We start from the raw sequence: 18,618 nt of genomic DNA, 5'->3' as shown, positions 1-18,618 counted from the left end.
ATCCAGCGACTTGAGGCCCTTCCGAACCCGGGCTGACCAGCCACAACAGCCCATCCCCTCACCAGCAGCACTGACACCGGAACCGTGGAAACCGGTGTCCACCCGGCACGACAGCCGGGCTGCCGCCCTGCCCACAATCCACGCGGCAAGCCGAAACGGCCCACCGGAAGAACCGACGGACCGTCACGAAAGATCGAGGCTAGCAAGGATCCCGTGAACGACCACGGGCGATATTTCGTCCCACCAACGTCCCGCGCATGCCGGGAAGTTGAAGTAAGGTCAAGATCTTCTGCGGCAAGTTGTGACCATACAAAGGATTTTCCATGGGTTCGCTGGGCGATTTCTCACTGGAAGCGGAACGTGTCGAGGCGAATACGCTGAGCACGCTCCTGTGTGGGGTCGAGGAGGCATACCAGGCTTCGCATCGTGCAATGGTGGTGGAGCTGCCAGGCGGTACGGTCGTGACATCCGTCGACGGTGAATCGTCGGGCTTTTGGAATCGCGTCATCGGCCTGGGGGTGCTCGGTACTGTCACCGCGGCGTCGGTGAGCGATGCCATCACGGTGCTTCGAGAACACGGGACCGGTGGTGTGGTGCATGTGATCGCCGGGCAACGACCCGACGACTGGGACGCGATATCCGCCGCGCACGATCTGCGGCTGAGTTCGTCTTGGTACAAGCTGGGATGCGAAGTTGACTCCGTGGCGCACTGCGACTCCGAGCTGCAGGTCCGGGCCATCGAAACTCAGGAAATCGACCTCGCGGTTACGGTGCTGAGTCGGGGTTTCTCCTGGCCCGTCGAGGAGTTGCACGCAATCTACGGATCGGCCTTGCGCTGCAGGAATCTGACCGGTTACGGCGCGTGGGACGGTGATGAGATGGTGGCGGCAGCAGCGCTTCGCGTCGACGGGGCCGTGGGCCACCTGTACGGAGCAGCGACCCTCCCCGCCCACCGCGGCCGGGGTGCGCAAAGTGCACTGCTGGCGCTTCGCGCTCAGGCGGCGAAAGCCGCTGGGTGCCGACGGCTGATCAGCGAAACCTGGATACCCGGTGAGGGCAACCACAATTCATCGCTGAACAACATGCGGAACTCCGGGCTTGAGGTCTTGCACGTTCGCGAGAACTGGCGACTGTGAAAAGCCGCATCTTACTTCGCGAAGAATTTCCGGCAGCAAGCAAGTACGCGTTCTCCGAGGTGGGCGACAAAACGGCACCGCGATCGGAACAGATCGCGGTGCCGTCCCTTGCCTGATCAGCCGCTCAACTGCCCGTCCTTGATGGCCGAGACGAGGGAGGCCCAGCCGGTGGCCGGGAACACGAGGACCGGGCCGTGGGGAACCTTGCTGTCCCGTACCGGGACGACGGCGGCGAAGTCGTCGGAGACCTCGACGCACTGACCACCATCCGAGTTGCTGTAGCTACTCCTGCGCCAGGAAACGGCGCTCAGGTCGATGGTTCGCATGGCACTTCCTCCAGCACACGCAGGATGTACTTCCGCGACTCGTCCGGGGGCAGGGCCAAGTCGCGCACCGCATCGTACATTTGCTGAAGATTCTCGACCTGGCTAGCCGTCTCGATGAGATCGCCCCGACTCGCGCTCTCCACATAGGCAACGGTTCGACCGCCCGGCACCCGCAGGAACATCACGTCGGTATGCGAAAGGCTGTGCGGTCCTGCGCTGTGCGGAAGCACCTGAACCGCCACCATCGGTCGCTCGGACATCTCGATCAAGTACGCCAACTGCTCACGCCAGGCCACAGCGTCCCTCAGCGGAGTACGTAGCACCGTCTCTGAAAGGATCGTACGGAAGTGCGGTGCGTCCTCTCCTTCCAACAAGTCGCGGCGACTCAACCGGGCCTTGACCTGCTGCTCAAGTTCCTTCCCCTTGAGTCGCCCCGCCGCCAGGACCTCCCTCGCGTACCCCGGCGTCTGGAGAACTCCGGGAGGCACACCCACCGCGAAGTGCCACAGGCTCACCGCCTCCGACTCCAGTGCCATGTACCTCCGGTACCGCTCGCGGAACTGTGTATGGTCCCCGGCGGCCACCTCCCACAGCGCCAGCAGCAGCCCCGGCGTCCCGTAGTGCGTGTCGAGGGCCTGGACGACCTCCGGGCTCCCCAGCGTCTCGCCCTTCTCCATCTTCCCGAACAGCGACCAGTCCCAGCCCAGCCGTTCGCCGAGCGCTCGTAAGCTCGTCCCGCTCCCGGCCCTCAGGGTCCGCAACTCCTCGGCGAACCGCTGACGGGGTTCCTGGCTTCGGCCGGTGATGACGCGTCGCTGCGGCATACCGCTCCCTCCGGAATGTTCGCGTGAGCGATGTGGGACATGTGAGATATGTGGGACATGTGGAACGTGTGGAACCACCTCCGTGCGACGGGGAAGCACCACCCCGTCCACAAGCCGGTCGTCCACGTCCGGCCGCATCCTCGTAACGGTCGGACTACACAGCGTAATTCACGCAGCGCAGCCTGGTTATGGACTCGGCGGAACCGCACCACCACCCGCCTGGCCAACCGCACAGACGAGGACCCACATGACCCCCACACCTCACACCCCCAAGATCCAGGAAGCCCTCGACGCCCGCGACGCCCTCGCCACCGCCCTCACCCAGGCCGGCATCCAGCTCCCCGCGATGGACATCCGCACCCCCTGGGCCGGCGACCGCAAGGCCGACGCCCAGTACGCGCTCGTCCACCTCGGTGTGTGCTCGGCGCCCGTCGCCCACCTGCTCGCTGACGTGATCACGAAGGGGATCGCCAGATGACGGAGGACGCCGACGGGATTCCCACCGTCCCCACCGTCGGCGAGGCCGTTCACGACGGTGCCCGCGACCGCGTCGGACGAGTGATGGGCCACGAGGGCCCGTACCTCCAGCTCCGCCCGCTCGCCGGTGGCCGTGAATGGGACGCCGAACCCGACCACCTCCGCCCCCTCACCCAGGACGAGCTGCTGAGCGCCCTCGTCGCCGAAGCGAACGCCCGCAGCAGGCAGCCCAGATGACGGCACCACTCCTCGGCGTGGGGTTGGGGGTGAGTGGCACGTAGCTCGCGGTCGGCGGGTCGGCGCTCAGCGCCCCCGCCCCACCACCCCCCGCACCCACCGGTACACCAACTCCGGCCGCCCCACCGATCCGTACACCGGGGCACGTTCCGCTCGCCCCGCCTCCACCAGGTGTTCCAGATAGCGGCGGGCCGTGATCCGGGAGATGCCCACCGCCTCCGCGATCCGGGTCGCCGGCAGGCCCTCCTCCGCCTCCCGGAGGGCGCCCGTGACGCGCTCCAGCGTCGGTCCGCTCAAGCCCTTCGGCAGTGCCGCGGGGCCCGGTGCCCGCAGGGTCGCCAGGGCTCTGTCGACCTCGTCCTGCCCGCTCGCCTCGCCCGCCGCCGCGTGGAACTGGGCGTATCTGACCAGCCGGTCGCGCAGGGTCGCGAAGGTGAACGGCTTCAGTACGTACTGGACGACGCCCAGCGAGACCCCTTCCCGTACCACCGTCAGATCCCGCGCCGACGTCACCGCTATGACGTCCGCCTGATGCCCGGCCGCGCGCAGCGAGCGCGCCAGTTGCAGGCCGTGCACGTCGGGCAGATGCAGGTCCAGGAGCAACAGGTCCACCGCCGTACGTTCCAGCGCCCGCCGTGCCTCCGCGCCGGTGTGCGCCTTGCCGACGGCCGTGAAGCCGGGGACACGGTTGACGTACATGACGTGGGCGTCGGCGGCGACCGGGTCGTCCTCCACCACCAGGACCCGGATGAGGGGCTGCTGCTCGGTCGTCGTCATGCGTCGCCTCCAGAAACCGGGCCTGCCGGAACAGCGCTCACGGCCGCCCGCTCGCCGCCGCCCCCGTCCCCCAACGGCAGCCGTACCTCGAACTCTGCCCCGCCTCCGGCGGCCTCCGCCACCGTCAGGGAGCCCTCGTGCCGGTTCACCGCCTGCCGTACGAGGGCCAGGCCGAGCCCCCGTCCGCCCGGTCCCGCCGGTTTCGTCGAGAAGCCCCGCTGGAACACCGACTCGGCGTGGGCCGGGTCCACGCCCGTTCCCGTGTCCGAGACGCGCAGGACCAGCTCGCCGCGTTCCGTGTACGCGGTGACCGTCACCCGGGCCGGCACACTGCCCTGCGCCGCGTCCACCGCGTTGTCGATCAGGTTGCCGAGGATCGTCACCAGGTCACGGGAGGACAGCGACTCCGGCAGCAGCCCGTCGTCCAGGCGGCTGTCGTCCGAGACCACCAGTTCCACGCCCCGCTCGTTCGCCTGCGCGGTCTTGCCCAGCAGCAGGGCGGCCAGTACCGGTTCGCTCACCGCCGCCACCACCTGGTCGGTGAGCGCCTGGGCCAGTTCGAGTTCGGCTGTCGCGAAGTCCACCGCCTCCTCCGCGCGGCCCAGCTCGATCAGCGAGACCACCGTGTGCAGCCGGTTCGCCGCCTCGTGCGCCTGGGAGCGCAGTGCCTGCGTGAAGCCGCGTTCGGAGTCCAACTCGCCCATCAGGGACTGGAGTTCGGTGACGTCTCGCAGGGTGACCACGGTGCCACGGCGCTCGCCGCCCGACACCGGTGAGGTGTTCACCACCAGCACCCGGTCCGCCGTCAGATGCACCTCGTCCACCCGCGGCTCCGACGCCAGCAGCGCCCCCGTCAGCGGCGCCGGCAGCCCCAGATCCGCCACCGACGTGCCGACGACGCCCTCCTCGGAGGAGACCCCCAGCAGTTCCCGGCCGCCGTCGTTGATCAGCGCCACCCGGTACTGCCCATCCAGCATCAGCAACCCCTCCCGCACCGCGTGCAGGGCGGCCTGGTGGTAGTCGTGCATCCGGCTGAGCTCGGTCGCGTTCATGCCGTGGGTGGTGCGGCGGAGGCGGGCGTTGGTGACGTACGTGCCGACCGCGCCGAGCGCGAGTGCGCCGGTCGCGACGCCGAGCAGGGCCGTGAGCTGGTCCTGGACCCGCTTGGTGATCTCCTCGACCCTGATGCCGGCGCTGACCAGGCCCACGACCCGGCCGCCGTCCTCGACCGGGGTGACCGTGCGGACGGACGGGCCGAGCGTGCCCGTGTACGTCTCGGTGAAGGTCTGGCCCTCCAGCGCGCCGCCGATGTGACCGCGGAAGGTCTGGCCGATCTGGTCCTTCTCGGGGTGGGTCCAGCGGATGCGCCGGGGGTTCATGATCGTGATGAAGTCGACCTCGGTGTCGCGCGTCACCCGCAGCGCGTACGGCTGGAGCTCGGCCGTCGGGTTCGGGGTGCGGATCGCCGCGAGTACCGACGGTGAGTCGGCCACCGAGCGGGCCACCGCCGTGGCCTGGCGGGTGGCCGCGTCCTCGGCCTGGCTGCGGTTGCTGACGTAGGTGAACAGCGCGTATCCGGTCACCACGACCGCTATCAGCACGGCCTGCATGGCGAAGAGCTGACCGGCCAGGCTGCGGGGTGTGGAGACACGGGGGACGCGCATGCCGTCAGTCTGCCTCTTGGCTGATTGTGAACTAAATGAACGGAAGGGTGACCGCCCTCACACGACGGGAGATAGTCACCGCATCCCCCATGCAGAACTGCAGTACAGACCGCAGTACAGAACTGCAGTACAGACCGCAGTACAGACCGCAGTACAGAACCCCACCCCATCCCCCGGACGTGAGCCGCACGCCGGTGATGCCGACGACGTCGTCAAGGAGGGCTCCGTGACCAGCGCAGCCGATACGGCACCTGCCGCACCCAAAGCCAAGCGAGACCGCACCCACTATCTCTACATCGCGGTGATCGTCGCGGTCGCCATCGGCATCACCGTCGGTCTGGTCGCCCCGGACTTCGCCGTCGAGCTGAAGCCGATCGGCACCGGGTTCGTGAACCTGATCAAGATGATGATCTCGCCGATCATCTTCTGCACCATCGTGCTGGGCATCGGCTCGGTGCGGAAGGCCGCGAAGGTCGGCGCGGTCGGTGGTATCGCGCTGCTGTACTTCACGATCATGTCGCTGGTCGCCCTGGCCATCGGTCTGGTCGTCGGCAACATCCTGGAGCCCGGTACGGGCCTCGCGGTGACCGACGCGATCAAGGACGCCGGGCATGCGCAGGTCGACGCGGAGGCCAAGAACACCACCGAGTTCCTGCTCGGCATCATCCCGATGACGATCGTCTCCGCCTTCACCGAGGGCGAAGTGCTGCAGACCCTGCTGATCGCGCTGCTCGCCGGGTTCGCGCTGCAGGCCATGGGCCCGGCCGGAGCACCGGTCCTGCGCGGTGTCGAGCACATCCAGCGGCTCGTCTTCCGCATCCTCGCCATGGTGATGTGGGCCGCCCCGGTCGGCGCCTTCGGTGCCATGGCCGCGGTGGTCGGTTCCGCCGGCGTCGACGCGCTCAAGAGCCTCGCCGTGCTGATGCTCGGCTTCTACGTCACCTGTTTCCTCTTCGTCTTCATCGTGCTCGGCACGCTGCTGCGGGTGATCGCGGGCCTGAACATCCTCACGCTCTTCAAGTACCTGGGCCGTGAGTTCCTGCTGATCCTGTCGACCTCGTCGTCGGAGTCCGCGCTGCCGCGGCTCATCGCGAAGATGGAGCACCTGGGCGTCAGCAAGCCGGTGGTCGGCATCACCGTTCCGACCGGCTACTCGTTCAACCTCGACGGCACCATGATCTACATGACCATGGCGTCCCTGTTCATCGCCGACGCCATGGGTACGCCGATGTCGCTCGGCGAGCAGATCCCGCTGCTGCTCTTCCTGTTCGTCGCCTCCAAGGGCGCGGCCGGCGTGACCGGCGCGGGTATGGCCACGCTGGCGGGCGGTCTCCAGTCGCACAAGCCCGCGCTGGTCGACGGCATCGGTCTCATCGTCGGCATCGACCGCTTCATGAGCGAGGCGCGCGCCCTGACCAACTTCGCGGGCAACGCCGTCGCCACGGTCCTGATCGGAACCTGGACCAAGGAGATCGACCGCGAGCGCGTCGACCAGGTGCTCGCCGGCCAGATCCCCTTCGATGAGAAGACCCTCCTCGACGACGGCACCGACGACGACCAGGGCACCCACGCCGAGCTCCCCGAACAGGGCGGCGAGAAGGAACTGGCCAAGGCCTGACGGCCCCAGGCTCACTGGTCAGGCCCCGCGCCTGACCGGCAGGCCGGCCCCCCGCCTGACCGGCCCCCCGCCTGACCGGCCCCCCTCCCGGCAGGCCCCCGCGCCTGACCGGCCCCCCCCTCCCGGCAGGCGCCCCCGCCGGGACGGGCCCGGAGTCTGAACCCGAGCCCGTCCCGTCGACGCCGGGCGGCTGAGTACTCCCCCGTAGCTCAGCCGCCCGGTCGACTTCTTTCTCCGCTTCTCCCTCCGCTTCTCCCTCCAGTTCTCTCCGCCCGGCTTCGCCACCAGTTCGGCGGGAGAATGTGCTGGTCGGCGCGCGTTGACCCACCGAACTCTTACCTGGCCGATCTAGCCTGCCGTACCGGAGCGACCGGTACGGCAGTCTCATGCGGAGGCACACGGGGTGAAGATCGACTGGGACCGGCGGACCTGTGCCCGGCGCGGGCACGTGACGTACGCGCCGGACGAAACCCTGCTGCGGGAGCGGCTGCACGCCGAGACCGCCCTCGGTACGGCCTGGCGCTGTCTGCGCTGCGGCGACTTCGCCCTCGGCGACCCGTACGGCTCCGGACCGGCCGCCCGGGCCCCGCTCGTCCCCCGCGGCAAGGTGCTGCGCGATCTGTTCATCCTGCGCTTCCTGGCGGTCGAGCGGGCCGTGCGCGGGGTGTTCATCGTGCTGGTCGCGGTGGCGGTGTGGAAGTTCAGCAACTCCCGGGGCGCGGTCCGCCGGCTCTTCGACGAGTACCTGGACGTCTTCCGGCCCGTCTTCCGGCACTTCCACTACGACCTCGACCACTCGCCGGTCGTCGGCACCCTCCAGAAGACGTTCGGCTACCGGCACTCCACCCTGACGCTGGTGGCGGTCCTGCTGCTGGCCTACGCGCTGGTCGAGCTCGTGGAGGCGGTCGGCCTCTGGTACGCCAAGCGCTGGGCGGAGTACCTGACCGTCGTCGCCACCGCCGCGTTCCTCCCTCTGGAGGTCTACGAACTCACCGAGCACATCAGCTGGTTGAAGATCGCCACGCTGGTGCTGAACATCCTCGCCGTCGTCTACATCGCCCTCGCCAAGCGGCTGTTCGGGCTGCGGGGCGGACGCGGGGCGTTCGAGGAGGAGCGGCAGAGCGCCTCGCTGCTGGAGGTGCAGGAGTCGGCAGGGGCGCGGTCCGATCCCCAGGCGTAGCGCGCGGCACGACGCCGCAGCGCGGTCGACGGCCGGCCGGTCGTCTTCTGGCGGCCGGGCTGCACGTACTGTCTGTGACTGCGCATCCGGTTGGGCCGTAGCGCCCATCGGTTGCACTGGGTCGACATCTGGCGAGACCCGGCTGGAGCGGCAGCGGTGAGAGCGGCCAACGCGGGCGATGAGACCGTGCCGACTGTCTTCGTGGTGGGCCGGCCGCACGTCAACCCTCATCCTGAATGGGTGCGCGAACAGCTCTCCCTTTGACCGTGTTGCCTTGACGTCGGCGTCAAGGATTACCTTCGGACGCATGCGCATCGGCGAGCTGGCCGCACGGACCGGGACCACGACCCGGACGCTGCGGTACTACGAGTCACGGGGGCTGCTGCCCGCACGGCGGAACGGCAACGGCTACCGCACCTACGACGAGGGCGATCTGAAGCTCCTGCGGCAGATCAGGACGCTGCAGGACTTCGGGTTCGACCTGGAGGAGACGCGGCCGTTCGTGGAGTGTCTGCGGGCCGGGCACCCGGAAGGGGACAGGTGTCCCGCCTCGCTCGCGGTCTACCGGCGCAAGCTGGACGAACTGGACGCGCTGATCGGCGAGTTGCAGTCCGTGCGCGCCCAGGTCGGGGCGCAGTTGGTGCGGGCCGAGCGGGCACGGGACGAGCTGGCTTCCGAGGCGGAGGCTCCGGGGAGTCCGGAGCCGGTGTGTGAGCTGGGAGGGAACCTCAGGTGATCAGAGCGGCGGGTGTGGACGAGGTGACGGACGCGGACTTCGAGGCGGAGGTGATCGGTTCGGAACGGCCGGTGCTGGTGGAGTTCACCGCCGACTGGTGTCCGCCGTGCCGGCAGATGGGACCGGTGCTCAGCGCCCTCGCCGCCGAGGAGGGCGAGCGGCTGAAGGTGGTCCAGCTGAACGTGGACACCAACCCGGAGACCACGAACGCGTACAAGGTGCTGTCGATGCCGACCTTCATGGTCTTCCGGGCAGGTGAGCCGGTGAAGGCGATGGTGGGGGCGCGGGCGAAGCGACGGTTGCTGGAGGAGTTGGACGAGGTGCTCTGAGGCGGTCTCCTCCGAGTCCCGTGCGCTGAGCCGGACAAGAACCCCCGGACACCCCTGGGTACCGCCGGACACCCCCGGATACGAAGAAATCCCCCGAGCAATTGCGCTCGGGGGATTTCCTTGCGTATATTTAATGGTTCGCGACTTCGCGGGAATTGAGTCGCAAAGAAGTTCACTGAACACAGTATATCCGGCCGGGAGCGGAATTGTCAAACACCGACTTTCCAGATCGTGAATTGACGCGCGAGCAGGAATTCATCGACGGGCTGTACACGCGCGTGGACGCGCTGCGCGGCGACACCGAGGCCTCCGTCACGGACGCGCTCGCCCAGGGCAACACGCCCCAGCAGGCCCGCCTGGAACGGGACATCCTGGTCGTCGAGCGATCGGGGCTGCTGGCCGCGCTGAACGCGGTCGACGGGGCGCTCTGCTTCGGCCGGCTCGATCTCACCTCGGGTGTCACCCACCACATCGGCCGTATCGGTCTGCGCACCGAGGACGCCGAGCGCACCCCGATCCTCATCGACTGGCGGGCCGAGGTCGCCCGCCCCTTCTACCTGGCCACCGGCCACACCCCGATGGGCCTGCGCCGCCGTCGGCACATCACCACCGAGGGCCGCCGGGTGACCGCCCTGCACGACGAGATCCTCGACCTCGGCGACGCCACCCGCACCGGTCATGAGGACCCGAGCGGTGACGCCGTCCTGCTCGCCGCCCTCGACTCCGCGCGCACTGGCCGGATGAACGACATCGTGCAGACCATCCAGGCCGAGCAGGACGAGATCATCCGCGCCCCGCACCGAGGGGTGCTGGTGGTCGAGGGCGGTCCCGGCACCGGCAAGACGGCGGTCGCCCTGCACCGGGCCGCCTATCTCCTCTACGAGCACCGGGAACTGCTCGCCAAGCGGGCCGTTCTGATCGTCGGCCCCAATCCCGCCTTCCTCGGCTACATCGGCGAGGTGCTGCCCTCCCTGGGCGAGACCGGCGTCCTGCTGGCGACGGTCGGCGAACTCTTCCCCGGCGTGAAGGCGACGGCCACCGACACCCCGGAGGCGGCTGCCGTGAAGGGCCGCGCCGACATGGCCGACGTCCTCGCCGCCGTCGTACGAGACTGGCAGTCGCTGCCCGACCCGGTGATCGCGATCGAGCACGACCGCGAGATCCTCATGCTGGACGACGACCTGGTCAAGGTCGCCCGCGAGCGGACCCGGGACGCGGGGCTTGCGCACAACGTGGCCCGCGAGCACTTCGAGGGGCACATCCTCAACACGCTCACCGACATGGTCGCCGAGCGCATCGGCACCGACCCCTACGACGGCTCCAACCTGCTCGACCCGAGCGACATCACGCAGATCCGCGACGAGCTCGCCGAGAACCCCGAAGTCTGGTCGGCCATCGACCAGTTGTGGCCGAGGGTGACTCCGCGGCGGCTGGTCGCCGACTTCCTCGCCGCACCCGAGGCCCATCTCGGCGCCGAGGACGCGACCGCCGTCCGGCGCCCGGTGACGCGGGCGTGGACCGTGGCGGACGTACCGCTGCTCGACGAGGCGGCCGAACTGCTGGGTGAGGACGACCGGGTGGCGCGGTTCCGTGCCGAGCGGGAGCGGGAGAACCAGGTCGCGTACGCGCAGGGCGTGCTGGACGTGTCGTACGCCTCCCGGACGTACGAGTTCGACGACAAGGAGGAGGAGGACTCCGAGGTCCTGTCCGCGCACGACATCATCGACGCCGAACGGTTCGCCGAACGCCACGAGGAGGACGACCACCGCAGCGCCGCCGAGCGCGCGGCGGCCGACCGCACCTGGGCGTTCGGGCACATCATCGTCGACGAGGCGCAGGAACTGTCCCCGATGGCCTGGCGGTTGCTCATGCGGCGCAGCCCGACCCGCTCCATGACCCTGGTCGGCGACCCGGCGCAGACCGCGGAGGCGGCGGGCGTCGGCTCCTGGTCGGAGATCCTCGCACCGTATGTCGAGGACCGCTGGGAGCACACCCGTCTCGGGGTCAACTACCGCACCCCGGCCGAGATCATGGACGTGGCGGCGGCCGTGGTGCGCGCCCGGCATCCCGGCTTCGAACCGCCGAGTTCGGTGCGGTCGACCGGGGTACGGCCCTGGGCGCGCGCCACCGACGACCTGCCCGGCGCCGTCGCCGAGGCGGTGGCGGAGCTGACCCCGGCCGAGGGCCGCCTCGCCGTCATCGCGCCGCGCGACCTGCACCGGAGGCTGGCGGCCCGCCTGGACGGCGTGACGGCGGGCGCCGAACCCGACCTGACCCACGCCGTCGTCCTCCTCGACCCGCGCCAGGCCAAGGGCCTGGAGTTCGACTCCGTGCTGGTGGTCGAGCCCAGCAGGTACGGCACGAGCGACCTGTACGTCGCCCTCACCAGGGCGACCCAACGCCTCGGCGTGCTGCACAGCGAGGCCCTTCCGGCCTCCCTGGCCGGGGCGTTCGCGGCCGTGGAAGAACAGCAGGGCGCTTGACCTGAGACGCCTGGTCCGGACACGTCCCTGAGAGCAGCGCCCTCAGGGACGTGTCCGGGCCGGCCCTCAAGGGAACGGGCAGGCAGGCCTACGCCGGGCGGAGCCAGACCGTCGCCAGAGGCGGCAGCGTCAGCTGGATGCTGGCCGCGCGGCCGTGCCAGCCCGTCGCTTCCGGCTTGACCGCGTCGGGGTTGGCGACGTCGCTGCCGCCGTACCTCGCCGCGTCCGTGTTGAGGGCCTCGTACCAGGCAGGGACGTCGTCGGGGACACCGAGCCGGTAGTCGTGGCGGACGACCGGGGCGAAGTTGGACACCGCCAGCAACGGGACGCCGTCCGCGTCGTAGCGCAGGAAGGCGAAGACGTTGTCCTCGGCCGCGTCGCCGGCCACCCACTGGAAACCGGACGGGTCGGTGTCCAGCTGCCACAGGGAAGGGGTGTGCCGGTAGACCCTGTTGAGGTCGCTGACCAGGTCACGCACGCCCCGATGGTCGGCCACCGCCCCGTACTCCGGGTCCAGCAGCCACCAGTCCGGGCCGCGGGCCTCGGACCACTCCGCGCCCTGCGCGAACTCCTGGCCCATGAAGAGGAGTTGCTTGCCGGGGTGGGCCCACATGAAGCCCAGGTAGGCGCGAAGTCCGGCGCGCTGCTGCCACCAGTCGCCCGGCATCTTCGACACCAGCGAGCCCTTGCCGTGCACGACCTCGTCGTGCGAGATCGGCAGCACGTAGTTCTCGCTGTAGGCGTACACCATCGAGAACGTCATCTCACCGTGGTGGTACTTGCGGTGGATCGGCTCGTGGCTCATGTAGTCGAGCGAGTCGTGCATCCAGCCCATGTTCCACTTCAGACCGAAGCCGAGACCGCCGAAGCCGCCCGGGCCCATGTGGTGGGTGGCGCGAGTGACGCCGTCCCAGGCCGTGGACTCCTCCGCGACCGTCACCACACCCGGCACCCGCCGGTACACGGTGGCGTTGATCTCCTGGAGGAACGCCACCGCGTCCAGGTTCTCCCGCCCGCCGTGCTCGTTCGGCGTCCACTGGCCCGGCTCGCGCGAGTAGTCGAGGTAGAGCATCGAGGCGACCGCGTCCACCCGCAGTCCGTCGATGTGGAACTCCTCGCACCAGTACACGGCGTTGGCGACCAGGAAGTTGCGCACCTCACGCCGGCCGTAGTCGAACTCCAGCGTGCCCCAGTCGGGATGGGCGGACCGCTGCGGGTCCTCGTGCTCGTACAGCGGGCGCCCGTCGAACTCCGCCAGCGCCCAGTCGTCGCGCGGGAAGTGCGCCGGCACCCAGTCCATCAGCACCCCGATCCCGGCCTGGTGCAGGGCGTCCACCAGGTACTTGAAGTCGTCGGGGGTGCCGAGGCGGGACGTCGGGGCGTAGAAACCGGTGACCTGGTAGCCCCAGGAGCCGCCGAAGGGGTGCTCCGCGACCGGCATCAGTTCGACATGGGTGAAGCCCAGTTCCCTGACGTACGCCGGAAGCTGTTCGGCCAGCTGACGATACGTCAGTCCCGGGCGCCAGGACGGGAGATGGATCTCGTACACCGAGAACGGGGCCTTGTGCGCGGGGGTGTCCGCGCGGCGGGCCAGCCATTCCTCGTCGCCCCACTCGTAGTGCGAGGCGTGCACGATCGACGACGTGGCGGGCGGGACCTCCGTACGGCGGGCCAGCGGGTCGGCCCGCAGGGTCTTCGAGCCGTCGGGGCGGGTGATCTCGAACTTGTACGACTCACCCTCGCCGATACCGGGCACGAACAGCTCCCAGACACCGGTGCCGCCGAGCGAGCGCATCGAGAACGCCGATCCGTCCCAGAAGTTGAAGGCGCCGGCCACCCGCACGCCCCGCGCGTTCGGCGCCCACACCGTGAACCGGGTCCCGGTCACGCCCTGGTGGGTCATCGGCTGCGCCCCGAGCGCCCGCCACAGCTCCTCGTGCCGGCCCTCGCCGAGCAGATGCAGATCGAGATCGCCCAGCGCCGGCAGGAAACGGTACGCGTCCTCGGTCTCCTGCGCTCCCCCCTCGTACGTCACGATCAGGCGGTACGCCGGAACGTCCGGCAGCGGCAGCAGACCCGAGAAGAACCCGTCCCCGTCGTCGTGCAGCTCCCCCCGTACGTCACCGGCGAGTACCGTCACGGACCGCGCGTACGGCCTGAAGGCACGGAAGGCGACCCCGCCCGCCACCGGGTGGGCGCCGAGCACGCCGTGCGGTGCGTGGTGGGTCCCGGCGAGCAGCCGCTCGCGGTCACCGGCGTCCACGGCGGCGGAGACGGCTTCCTCGACGGGGAAGACGGCCTCCTCGACAGGGGAGACGGCTGCTCCGGCGGGGGGCACGGTTGCTCCGACGGGCGCGGGTGCCTCCGGCGGCGAAACGGGGGTCGGCTCGGGGAGCTTCCTGGCGGTGACTTTCTTCGCGGCGGCGGGGGTCTTCTTGGCGGTGACCTTCTTCGCGGCTGAGGGAGTCTTCGTCGCCGCGGCCTTCGTAGCCGCGGCCTTCGTAGCCGCGGTCTTCTTCACGGCGACGGTGGCCTTCTGCGCGGTGGCCTTCTGGGCGGTGGCCGTCTGCGAGGTCGCCTTTTTCACCGCGGTCTTCTCAGCGGCCTTCGTGGCGGCGGCAGTCCTGGTGGCGGCGGCTTTCGTGGCGGCGGCCTTGGTGACGGCAGTTGTGGTGGCGGCAGTCTTGGTGGTGGCGGCCTTCGTGGTGGTCTTCTTCGCGGCGGGCGCCGTCTTCCTGGCCGCCGCCTTCGCCGTTGCCTTCTTCGTCACCGTCTTCTTGGCAGCCGTCTCCTTAGCCGCCGCTTTCTTCGCCGTCGCCGTCTTCTTCGTCGTCTGGGCCGTTGTCTTCTCGGCCGCCGCCTTCTTCGGAGCCACCGCCTTCTCGACGGCCTTCTTCACACTCTTCTTGACGGCCTTCTTCGCGGCTGCCGTCGCAGCCGGCTTCTCGGTCGACTTCTCGGCCGTCGTCTTCGGATCCGAACCGCTGGACGGGGGGCGGGGGGTCACGGGCGGCGCCTCCTCGGCGAAGAACTCTGGTCGGTCAGATCAGGTCGGGGGTGACATAACGCTCTATCGCGGCCATCGGCACGGGCAGCCAGTCCGGGCGGTGCCGGGCCTCGTACACGACCTCGTAGATCGCCTTGTCGGTCTCACAGGCCCGCAGCAGCACCGGGTCGGTCCGCGGGTCCACGCCGCTGACCTCGGCGTATCCCGAGCAGTACGCGGCCCGGCAGGTCGCGGCCCAGCCCGGGGCCGGGGGGTCGGCGGAGAGGGCCGCGTAGTCGAAGGAGCGGAGCATCCCCGCGATGTCCCGGGCCGGCGGCTGCGGCATCCGGCGCTCGGCGAGAGGCTTCGACGGCTCACCCTCGAAGTCGATCAGCGACCACTGCCCGCCGGGCGAGCGCAGACACTGGCCGAGGTGCAGATCGCCGTGGACGCGCTGCGCGGTCCAGGTACGGCCCTCGGCGGCCAGGTCGGCGAGAGCGGTGAACGCGGAGCGCAGCCCGGGAGCGTACGGCCGGAGCGTGGGCACCGCCTGGGTGGCCGCCTCCAGGCGTTCGATCATGCCGTCCACCAGCTGCTGTAGCTGGGTGTGGCCGAAGGTGACGGTGGGCAGTGCGCGGGCGAGCGCCGTGTGCACCTCGGCCGTGGCCCGCCCCAGCGCCCGCGCCTGCGCACCGAAGTCCTCGCCCTTGGCCAACTCCCGCAGCGCCAGCTCCCAGCCGTCACTCACGCCCTGCATGAACGGCTGGAGCACGCCGAGGACATACGGCTCACCGGCCACCTCCGCCCGCAGCCACCCCGTCGGCGCGGGTACCCGGGGGCAGCCCTCGCGGGCCAGCGCCAGCGGCAGCTCCAGGTCGGGATTGACACCGGGTACGACCCGGCGCAACAGCTTGAGGATGAACGTATCTCCATAGACGACCGACGAGTTCGACTGCTCGGCGGTCATCAGGCGGGGCACCAGTCCCTCCCGGATCTCCTGGTGCGGGTCCCGTTCGAAGCGAAGCCCGCCGATGCGTGCCTGGGTGCGTACGGCTTCCAGGAGCAGTTCGGCGGGCCGGGTGTCGTGCAGGGCCTCGTACACCGTGTGTCCGGCCAGCGGGCCCTCGTCGACATGTCCGATCAGCGCGGGCGCGAGCCGGGGCGGCAGCGCCTCGCGCACGCCTATGAACAGCTGGTAGCAGTCGCCGGGGTGGGACGAGGCGCCCAGGGCGAGCGGCTGGTGGGCGCGTACCAGCAGGTGGTAGAGGCCGAGCTTGGCCGTGGGAGGCAGCAGCTCGGTGGCCGCCACCAGCGAGAACGCGGTGACCGGACGCCCCTTGCCCGCGAACCAGCGCTGCCGCGGCAGCCACTCCCGCAGCAGTGGATCAAGTGACGCCAGGAGGCCGGGGTCGGCGGGGCTGCCGGGGCTGGTGGGGCCGGCGGTGGCGGTACGGATGACGGCTTCCGACATGGCGTCGCGTCCTTTCCCCGGGTTGGGCGGGGTGTTACTGATGCGGTGCCCCGGGCAGGACGGGGGAAACGCCCCGCCCGGGTCCGACCGGTCTCGCGCGGCCCTACGCGGCGTCCTTGCGGAGCCGGAACCAGTAGAAGCCGTGGCCGCCGAGGGTCAGCAGATACGGCAGTTCACCGATGGCCGGGAAGCGGACCCCGCCGAACAGCTCCACCGGATGCCGCCCCTCGAACGCGCTGAGGTCCAGCTCCGTCGGCTGCGCGAACCGGGAGAAGTTGTTCACGCACAGCACGAGATCGTCCTCGTACTCCCGCAGGAACGCAATGACCGCCGGATTGGACGACGGCAGTTCCGTATACGAACCCAGCCCGAAGGCGTGGTTCTGTTTGCGGATCTCGATCATGCGGCGGGTCCAGTGCAGCAGCGAGGACGGCGACGCCATCGACGCCTCGACGTTCGTCACCTGGTAGCCGTAGACCGGGTCCATGATCGTGGGCAGGAACAGCCGCCCCGGATCGCTCGACGAGAACCCCGCGTTGCGGTCCGGGGTCCACTGCATCGGGGTGCGGACGGCGTCGCGGTCGCCGAGCCAGATGTTGTCGCCCATGCCGATCTCGTCGCCGTAGTAGAGGATCGGCGAGCCGGGCAGGGACAGCAGCAGGGCGGTGAACAGTTCGATCTGGTTGCGGTCGTTGTCGAGCAGGGGGGCGAGGCGCCGGCGGATGCCGATGTTGGCGCGCATGCGGGGGTCTTTGGCGTATTCCGCCCACATGTAGTCGCGTTCCTCGTCGGTGACCATTTCCAGGGTCAGCTCGTCGTGGTTGCGCAGGAAGATGCCCCACTGGCAGTTCGACGGGATCGCCGGGGTCTTGGCGAGGATCTCCGAGACGGGGTAGCGCGATTCCCGGCGTACCGCCATGAAGATCCTCGGCATGACCGGGAAATGAAAGGCCATGTGACATTCGTCACCGCCGGACCGGTAGTCGCCGAAGTAGTCGACGACGTCCTCCGGCCACTGGTTGGCCTCCGCCAGCAGCACCGTGTCCGGATAGGTGGCGTCGATCTCCTTGCGGACCCGCTTCAGGAACTCGTGGGTCGCCGGAAGGTTCTCGCAGTTGGTGCCCTCCTCCTGGTACAGGTACGGCACCGCGTCGAGCCGGAATCCGTCGATGCCCAGGTCCAGCCAGAATTTCAGCGCGGAGATGATCTCCTCCTGGACCGCCGGGTTCTCGTAGTTGAGGTCCGGCTGGTGGGAGAAGAAGCGGTGCCAGTAGTACTGCTTGCGGACGGGGTCGAAGGTCCAGTTGGACGCCTCGGTGTCGACGAAGATGATCCGCGCGTCCTGGTACTGCTTGTCGTCGTCCGCCCACACGTAGTAGTCGCCGTAGGGGCCGTCGGGGTCGGCGCGGGACTCCTGGAACCACGGATGCTGGTCGCTGGTGTGGTTCATGACGAAGTCGATGATCACGCGCATGCCGCGCTGATGGGCGGAGTCGACGAACTCCACGAAGTCGGCGAGGTCACCGAACTCCGGCAGGACGGCGGTGTAGTCCGAGACGTCGTAGCCACCGTCCCTGAGCGGGGACTTGAAGAACGGCGGCAGCCACAGACAGTCGACGCCCAGCCACTGCAGGTAGTCGAGTTTGGCGGTCAGACCCTTGAGGTCGCCCACGCCGTCGCCGTCGCTGTCCTGGAAGGAGCGGACCAGGACCTCGTAGAAGACGGCGCGTTTGAACCATGCCGGGTCCCGGTCTTTCGCGGGGGTGTCCTCGAACATGTCCGGGACGGGCTCGTTGACGATCATGTTGTGGGTGACCCTCCGATCTGCGGGGTGGACGGTCGCAGCGCGGTGCTGTGCCCGTCCGGAGACGCGACATCGGTGGCTTCCGCCGCGCGGCCCACGGACCCCCGGCCGACAGTAAGCACGTGTGCCCCGCCAGGCCGAAGACGCACATAATTGGCCCTGCCCCAGTGGTAGGTCTCACCGGTGAGCTCGTCGTGCACGGGCACCGACTCGTGCCATTCCAGGCCGAGTTGCGGCATGTCCAACGAGACCGTGGCCTCCTGGGTGTGGTGGGGGTCGAGGTTGGCGACCACCAGAACCGTGTTCGATCCGCTGCGCTTCGAGTACACGATCAACGCTTCCTGGTCCGCGTCGTGGAAGTGGAGAGCGCGCAACTGCCGCAGCGCCGGGTTCGCCCGCCGGATGGTGTTGAGGCGGGTGATGAGGGGGGCGATGCTGCGTCCCTCGCGTTCGGCTGTTTCCCAGTCGCGGGAGGTGAGCTGGTATTTCTCGGAGTCGAGGTACTCCTCGCTGCCGTCCCTGACGGGGGTGTTCTCGCACAGTTCGTAGCCGCTGTAGATGCCCCAGGCC

At 69.4% G+C, this 18,618-nt stretch carries 15 protein-coding genes and 2 pseudogenes; 9 read left to right on the top strand and 8 right to left on the bottom strand.

All coding sequences use genetic code 11. The annotated features are described in order from the left end of the window. The first annotated feature begins 323 nt into the window (after positions 1 to 323). The gene (locus M2271_RS41680; RefSeq protein WP_280892688.1) at positions 324 to 1,136 is read left to right on the top strand and encodes a GNAT family N-acetyltransferase; all 813 of its coding nucleotides are present in this window, start codon (positions 324 to 326) and stop codon (positions 1,134 to 1,136) included. 116 nt (positions 1,137 to 1,252) lie between these two features. On the opposite strand, the gene M2271_RS41675 is transcribed toward M2271_RS41680, so the two are convergent. Beyond that, entirely contained in the window at positions 1,253 to 1,462 is a 210-nt protein-coding gene (locus M2271_RS41675) for a DUF397 domain-containing protein (RefSeq protein WP_280892687.1), read from the bottom strand. After that, positions 1,444 to 2,286: a helix-turn-helix transcriptional regulator gene (locus M2271_RS41670; protein WP_280892686.1), complete on the bottom strand. Its 843-nt coding sequence runs from the start codon at positions 2,284 to 2,286 to the stop codon at positions 1,444 to 1,446. The genes M2271_RS41675 and M2271_RS41670 overlap by 19 nt, the downstream gene beginning before the upstream one ends. Positions 2,287 to 2,533: 247 nt before the next feature. Here M2271_RS41670 and M2271_RS41665 point away from each other — a divergent pair, with 247 nt between their 5' ends. Beyond that, positions 2,534 to 2,764 (top strand): hypothetical protein, encoded by a 231-nt coding sequence (locus M2271_RS41665; RefSeq protein WP_280892685.1) that lies wholly within the window; start codon positions 2,534 to 2,536, stop codon positions 2,762 to 2,764. Further along, positions 2,761 to 3,000 carry a hypothetical protein gene (locus tag M2271_RS41660; RefSeq protein ID WP_280892684.1) on the top strand — a complete coding sequence of 80 codons (240 nt, stop codon included), beginning with the start codon at positions 2,761 to 2,763 and terminating at the stop codon, positions 2,998 to 3,000. Before M2271_RS41665 ends, M2271_RS41660 begins: the two co-directional genes overlap by 4 nt. A gap of 66 nt (positions 3,001 to 3,066) precedes the next feature. On the opposite strand, the gene M2271_RS41655 is transcribed toward M2271_RS41660, so the two are convergent. Both M2271_RS41655 and M2271_RS41650 read right to left on the bottom strand, forming a co-directional pair. Further along, complete coding sequence (locus M2271_RS41655) at positions 3,067 to 3,777, bottom strand: response regulator (protein WP_280892683.1); 711 nt, start codon at positions 3,775 to 3,777, stop codon at positions 3,067 to 3,069. Then, entirely contained in the window at positions 3,774 to 5,441 is a 1,668-nt protein-coding gene (locus M2271_RS41650) for a sensor histidine kinase (protein WP_280892682.1), read from the bottom strand. Before M2271_RS41650 ends, M2271_RS41655 begins: the two co-directional genes overlap by 4 nt. A 226-nt stretch (positions 5,442 to 5,667) precedes the next feature. Between M2271_RS41650 and M2271_RS41645 the strand changes: the two genes are divergently transcribed. The 6 genes and pseudogenes from M2271_RS41645 to M2271_RS41620 all read left to right on the top strand — a co-directional run bounded on the left by M2271_RS41645 (position 5,668) and on the right by M2271_RS41620 (position 11,787). Beyond that, positions 5,668 to 7,059, top strand: coding sequence for a cation:dicarboxylase symporter family transporter (locus M2271_RS41645; RefSeq protein ID WP_280892681.1), 1,392 nt, complete (start codon positions 5,668 to 5,670; stop codon positions 7,057 to 7,059). 403 nt (positions 7,060 to 7,462) lie between these two features. Then, complete coding sequence (locus M2271_RS41640; RefSeq protein ID WP_280892680.1) at positions 7,463 to 8,239, top strand: DUF2127 domain-containing protein; 777 nt, start codon at positions 7,463 to 7,465, stop codon at positions 8,237 to 8,239. Between the two features lie 6 nt (positions 8,240 to 8,245). After that, positions 8,246 to 8,503: pseudogene (locus tag M2271_RS41635) on the top strand (glutaredoxin domain-containing protein); the annotation flags it as partial. Between the two features lie 43 nt (positions 8,504 to 8,546). Continuing rightward, entirely contained in the window at positions 8,547 to 8,975 is a 429-nt protein-coding gene (locus tag M2271_RS41630; protein ID WP_280892679.1) for a MerR family transcriptional regulator, read from the top strand. Then, the gene (locus tag M2271_RS41625) at positions 8,972 to 9,304 is read left to right on the top strand and encodes a thioredoxin domain-containing protein (RefSeq protein ID WP_280892678.1); all 333 of its coding nucleotides are present in this window, start codon (positions 8,972 to 8,974) and stop codon (positions 9,302 to 9,304) included. The genes M2271_RS41630 and M2271_RS41625 overlap by 4 nt, the downstream gene beginning before the upstream one ends. A 236-nt stretch (positions 9,305 to 9,540) precedes the next feature. After that, positions 9,541 to 11,787, top strand: coding sequence for a UvrD-helicase domain-containing protein (locus M2271_RS41620; protein WP_280892677.1), 2,247 nt, complete (start codon positions 9,541 to 9,543; stop codon positions 11,785 to 11,787). 88 nt (positions 11,788 to 11,875) lie between these two features. Here the strand turns inward: M2271_RS41620 and glgB are convergent, their stop codons facing one another. The 4 genes and pseudogenes from glgB to M2271_RS41600 form a co-directional block, all read right to left on the bottom strand. After that, positions 11,876 to 14,794, bottom strand: a complete 2,919-nt coding sequence (gene glgB / locus M2271_RS41615) for a 1,4-alpha-glucan branching enzyme (protein WP_280892676.1) — start codon at positions 14,792 to 14,794, stop codon at positions 11,876 to 11,878. A gap of 34 nt (positions 14,795 to 14,828) precedes the next feature. Beyond that, positions 14,829 to 16,244 (bottom strand): phosphotransferase, encoded by a 1,416-nt coding sequence (locus tag M2271_RS41610; protein WP_280892675.1) that lies wholly within the window; start codon positions 16,242 to 16,244, stop codon positions 14,829 to 14,831. Positions 16,245 to 16,347: 103 nt separating this feature from the next. Next, positions 16,348 to 18,048 carry a maltose alpha-D-glucosyltransferase gene (treS, locus tag M2271_RS41605; protein ID WP_280892674.1) on the bottom strand — a complete coding sequence of 567 codons (1,701 nt, stop codon included), beginning with the start codon at positions 18,046 to 18,048 and terminating at the stop codon, positions 16,348 to 16,350. Beyond that, a pseudogene (locus tag M2271_RS41600) lies at positions 18,045 to 18,618 on the bottom strand (alpha-1,4-glucan--maltose-1-phosphate maltosyltransferase); the annotation flags it as partial. The gene treS and the pseudogene M2271_RS41600, both read right to left, overlap by 4 nt.

It is taken from the genome of Streptomyces sp. LBL, from assembly GCF_029893585.1.
Lineage (GTDB): Bacteria > Actinomycetota > Actinomycetes > Streptomycetales > Streptomycetaceae > Streptomyces.
Note: the sequence above shows the minus strand (reverse complement) of the source record. Positions and strands in the feature narration are given on the sequence as shown.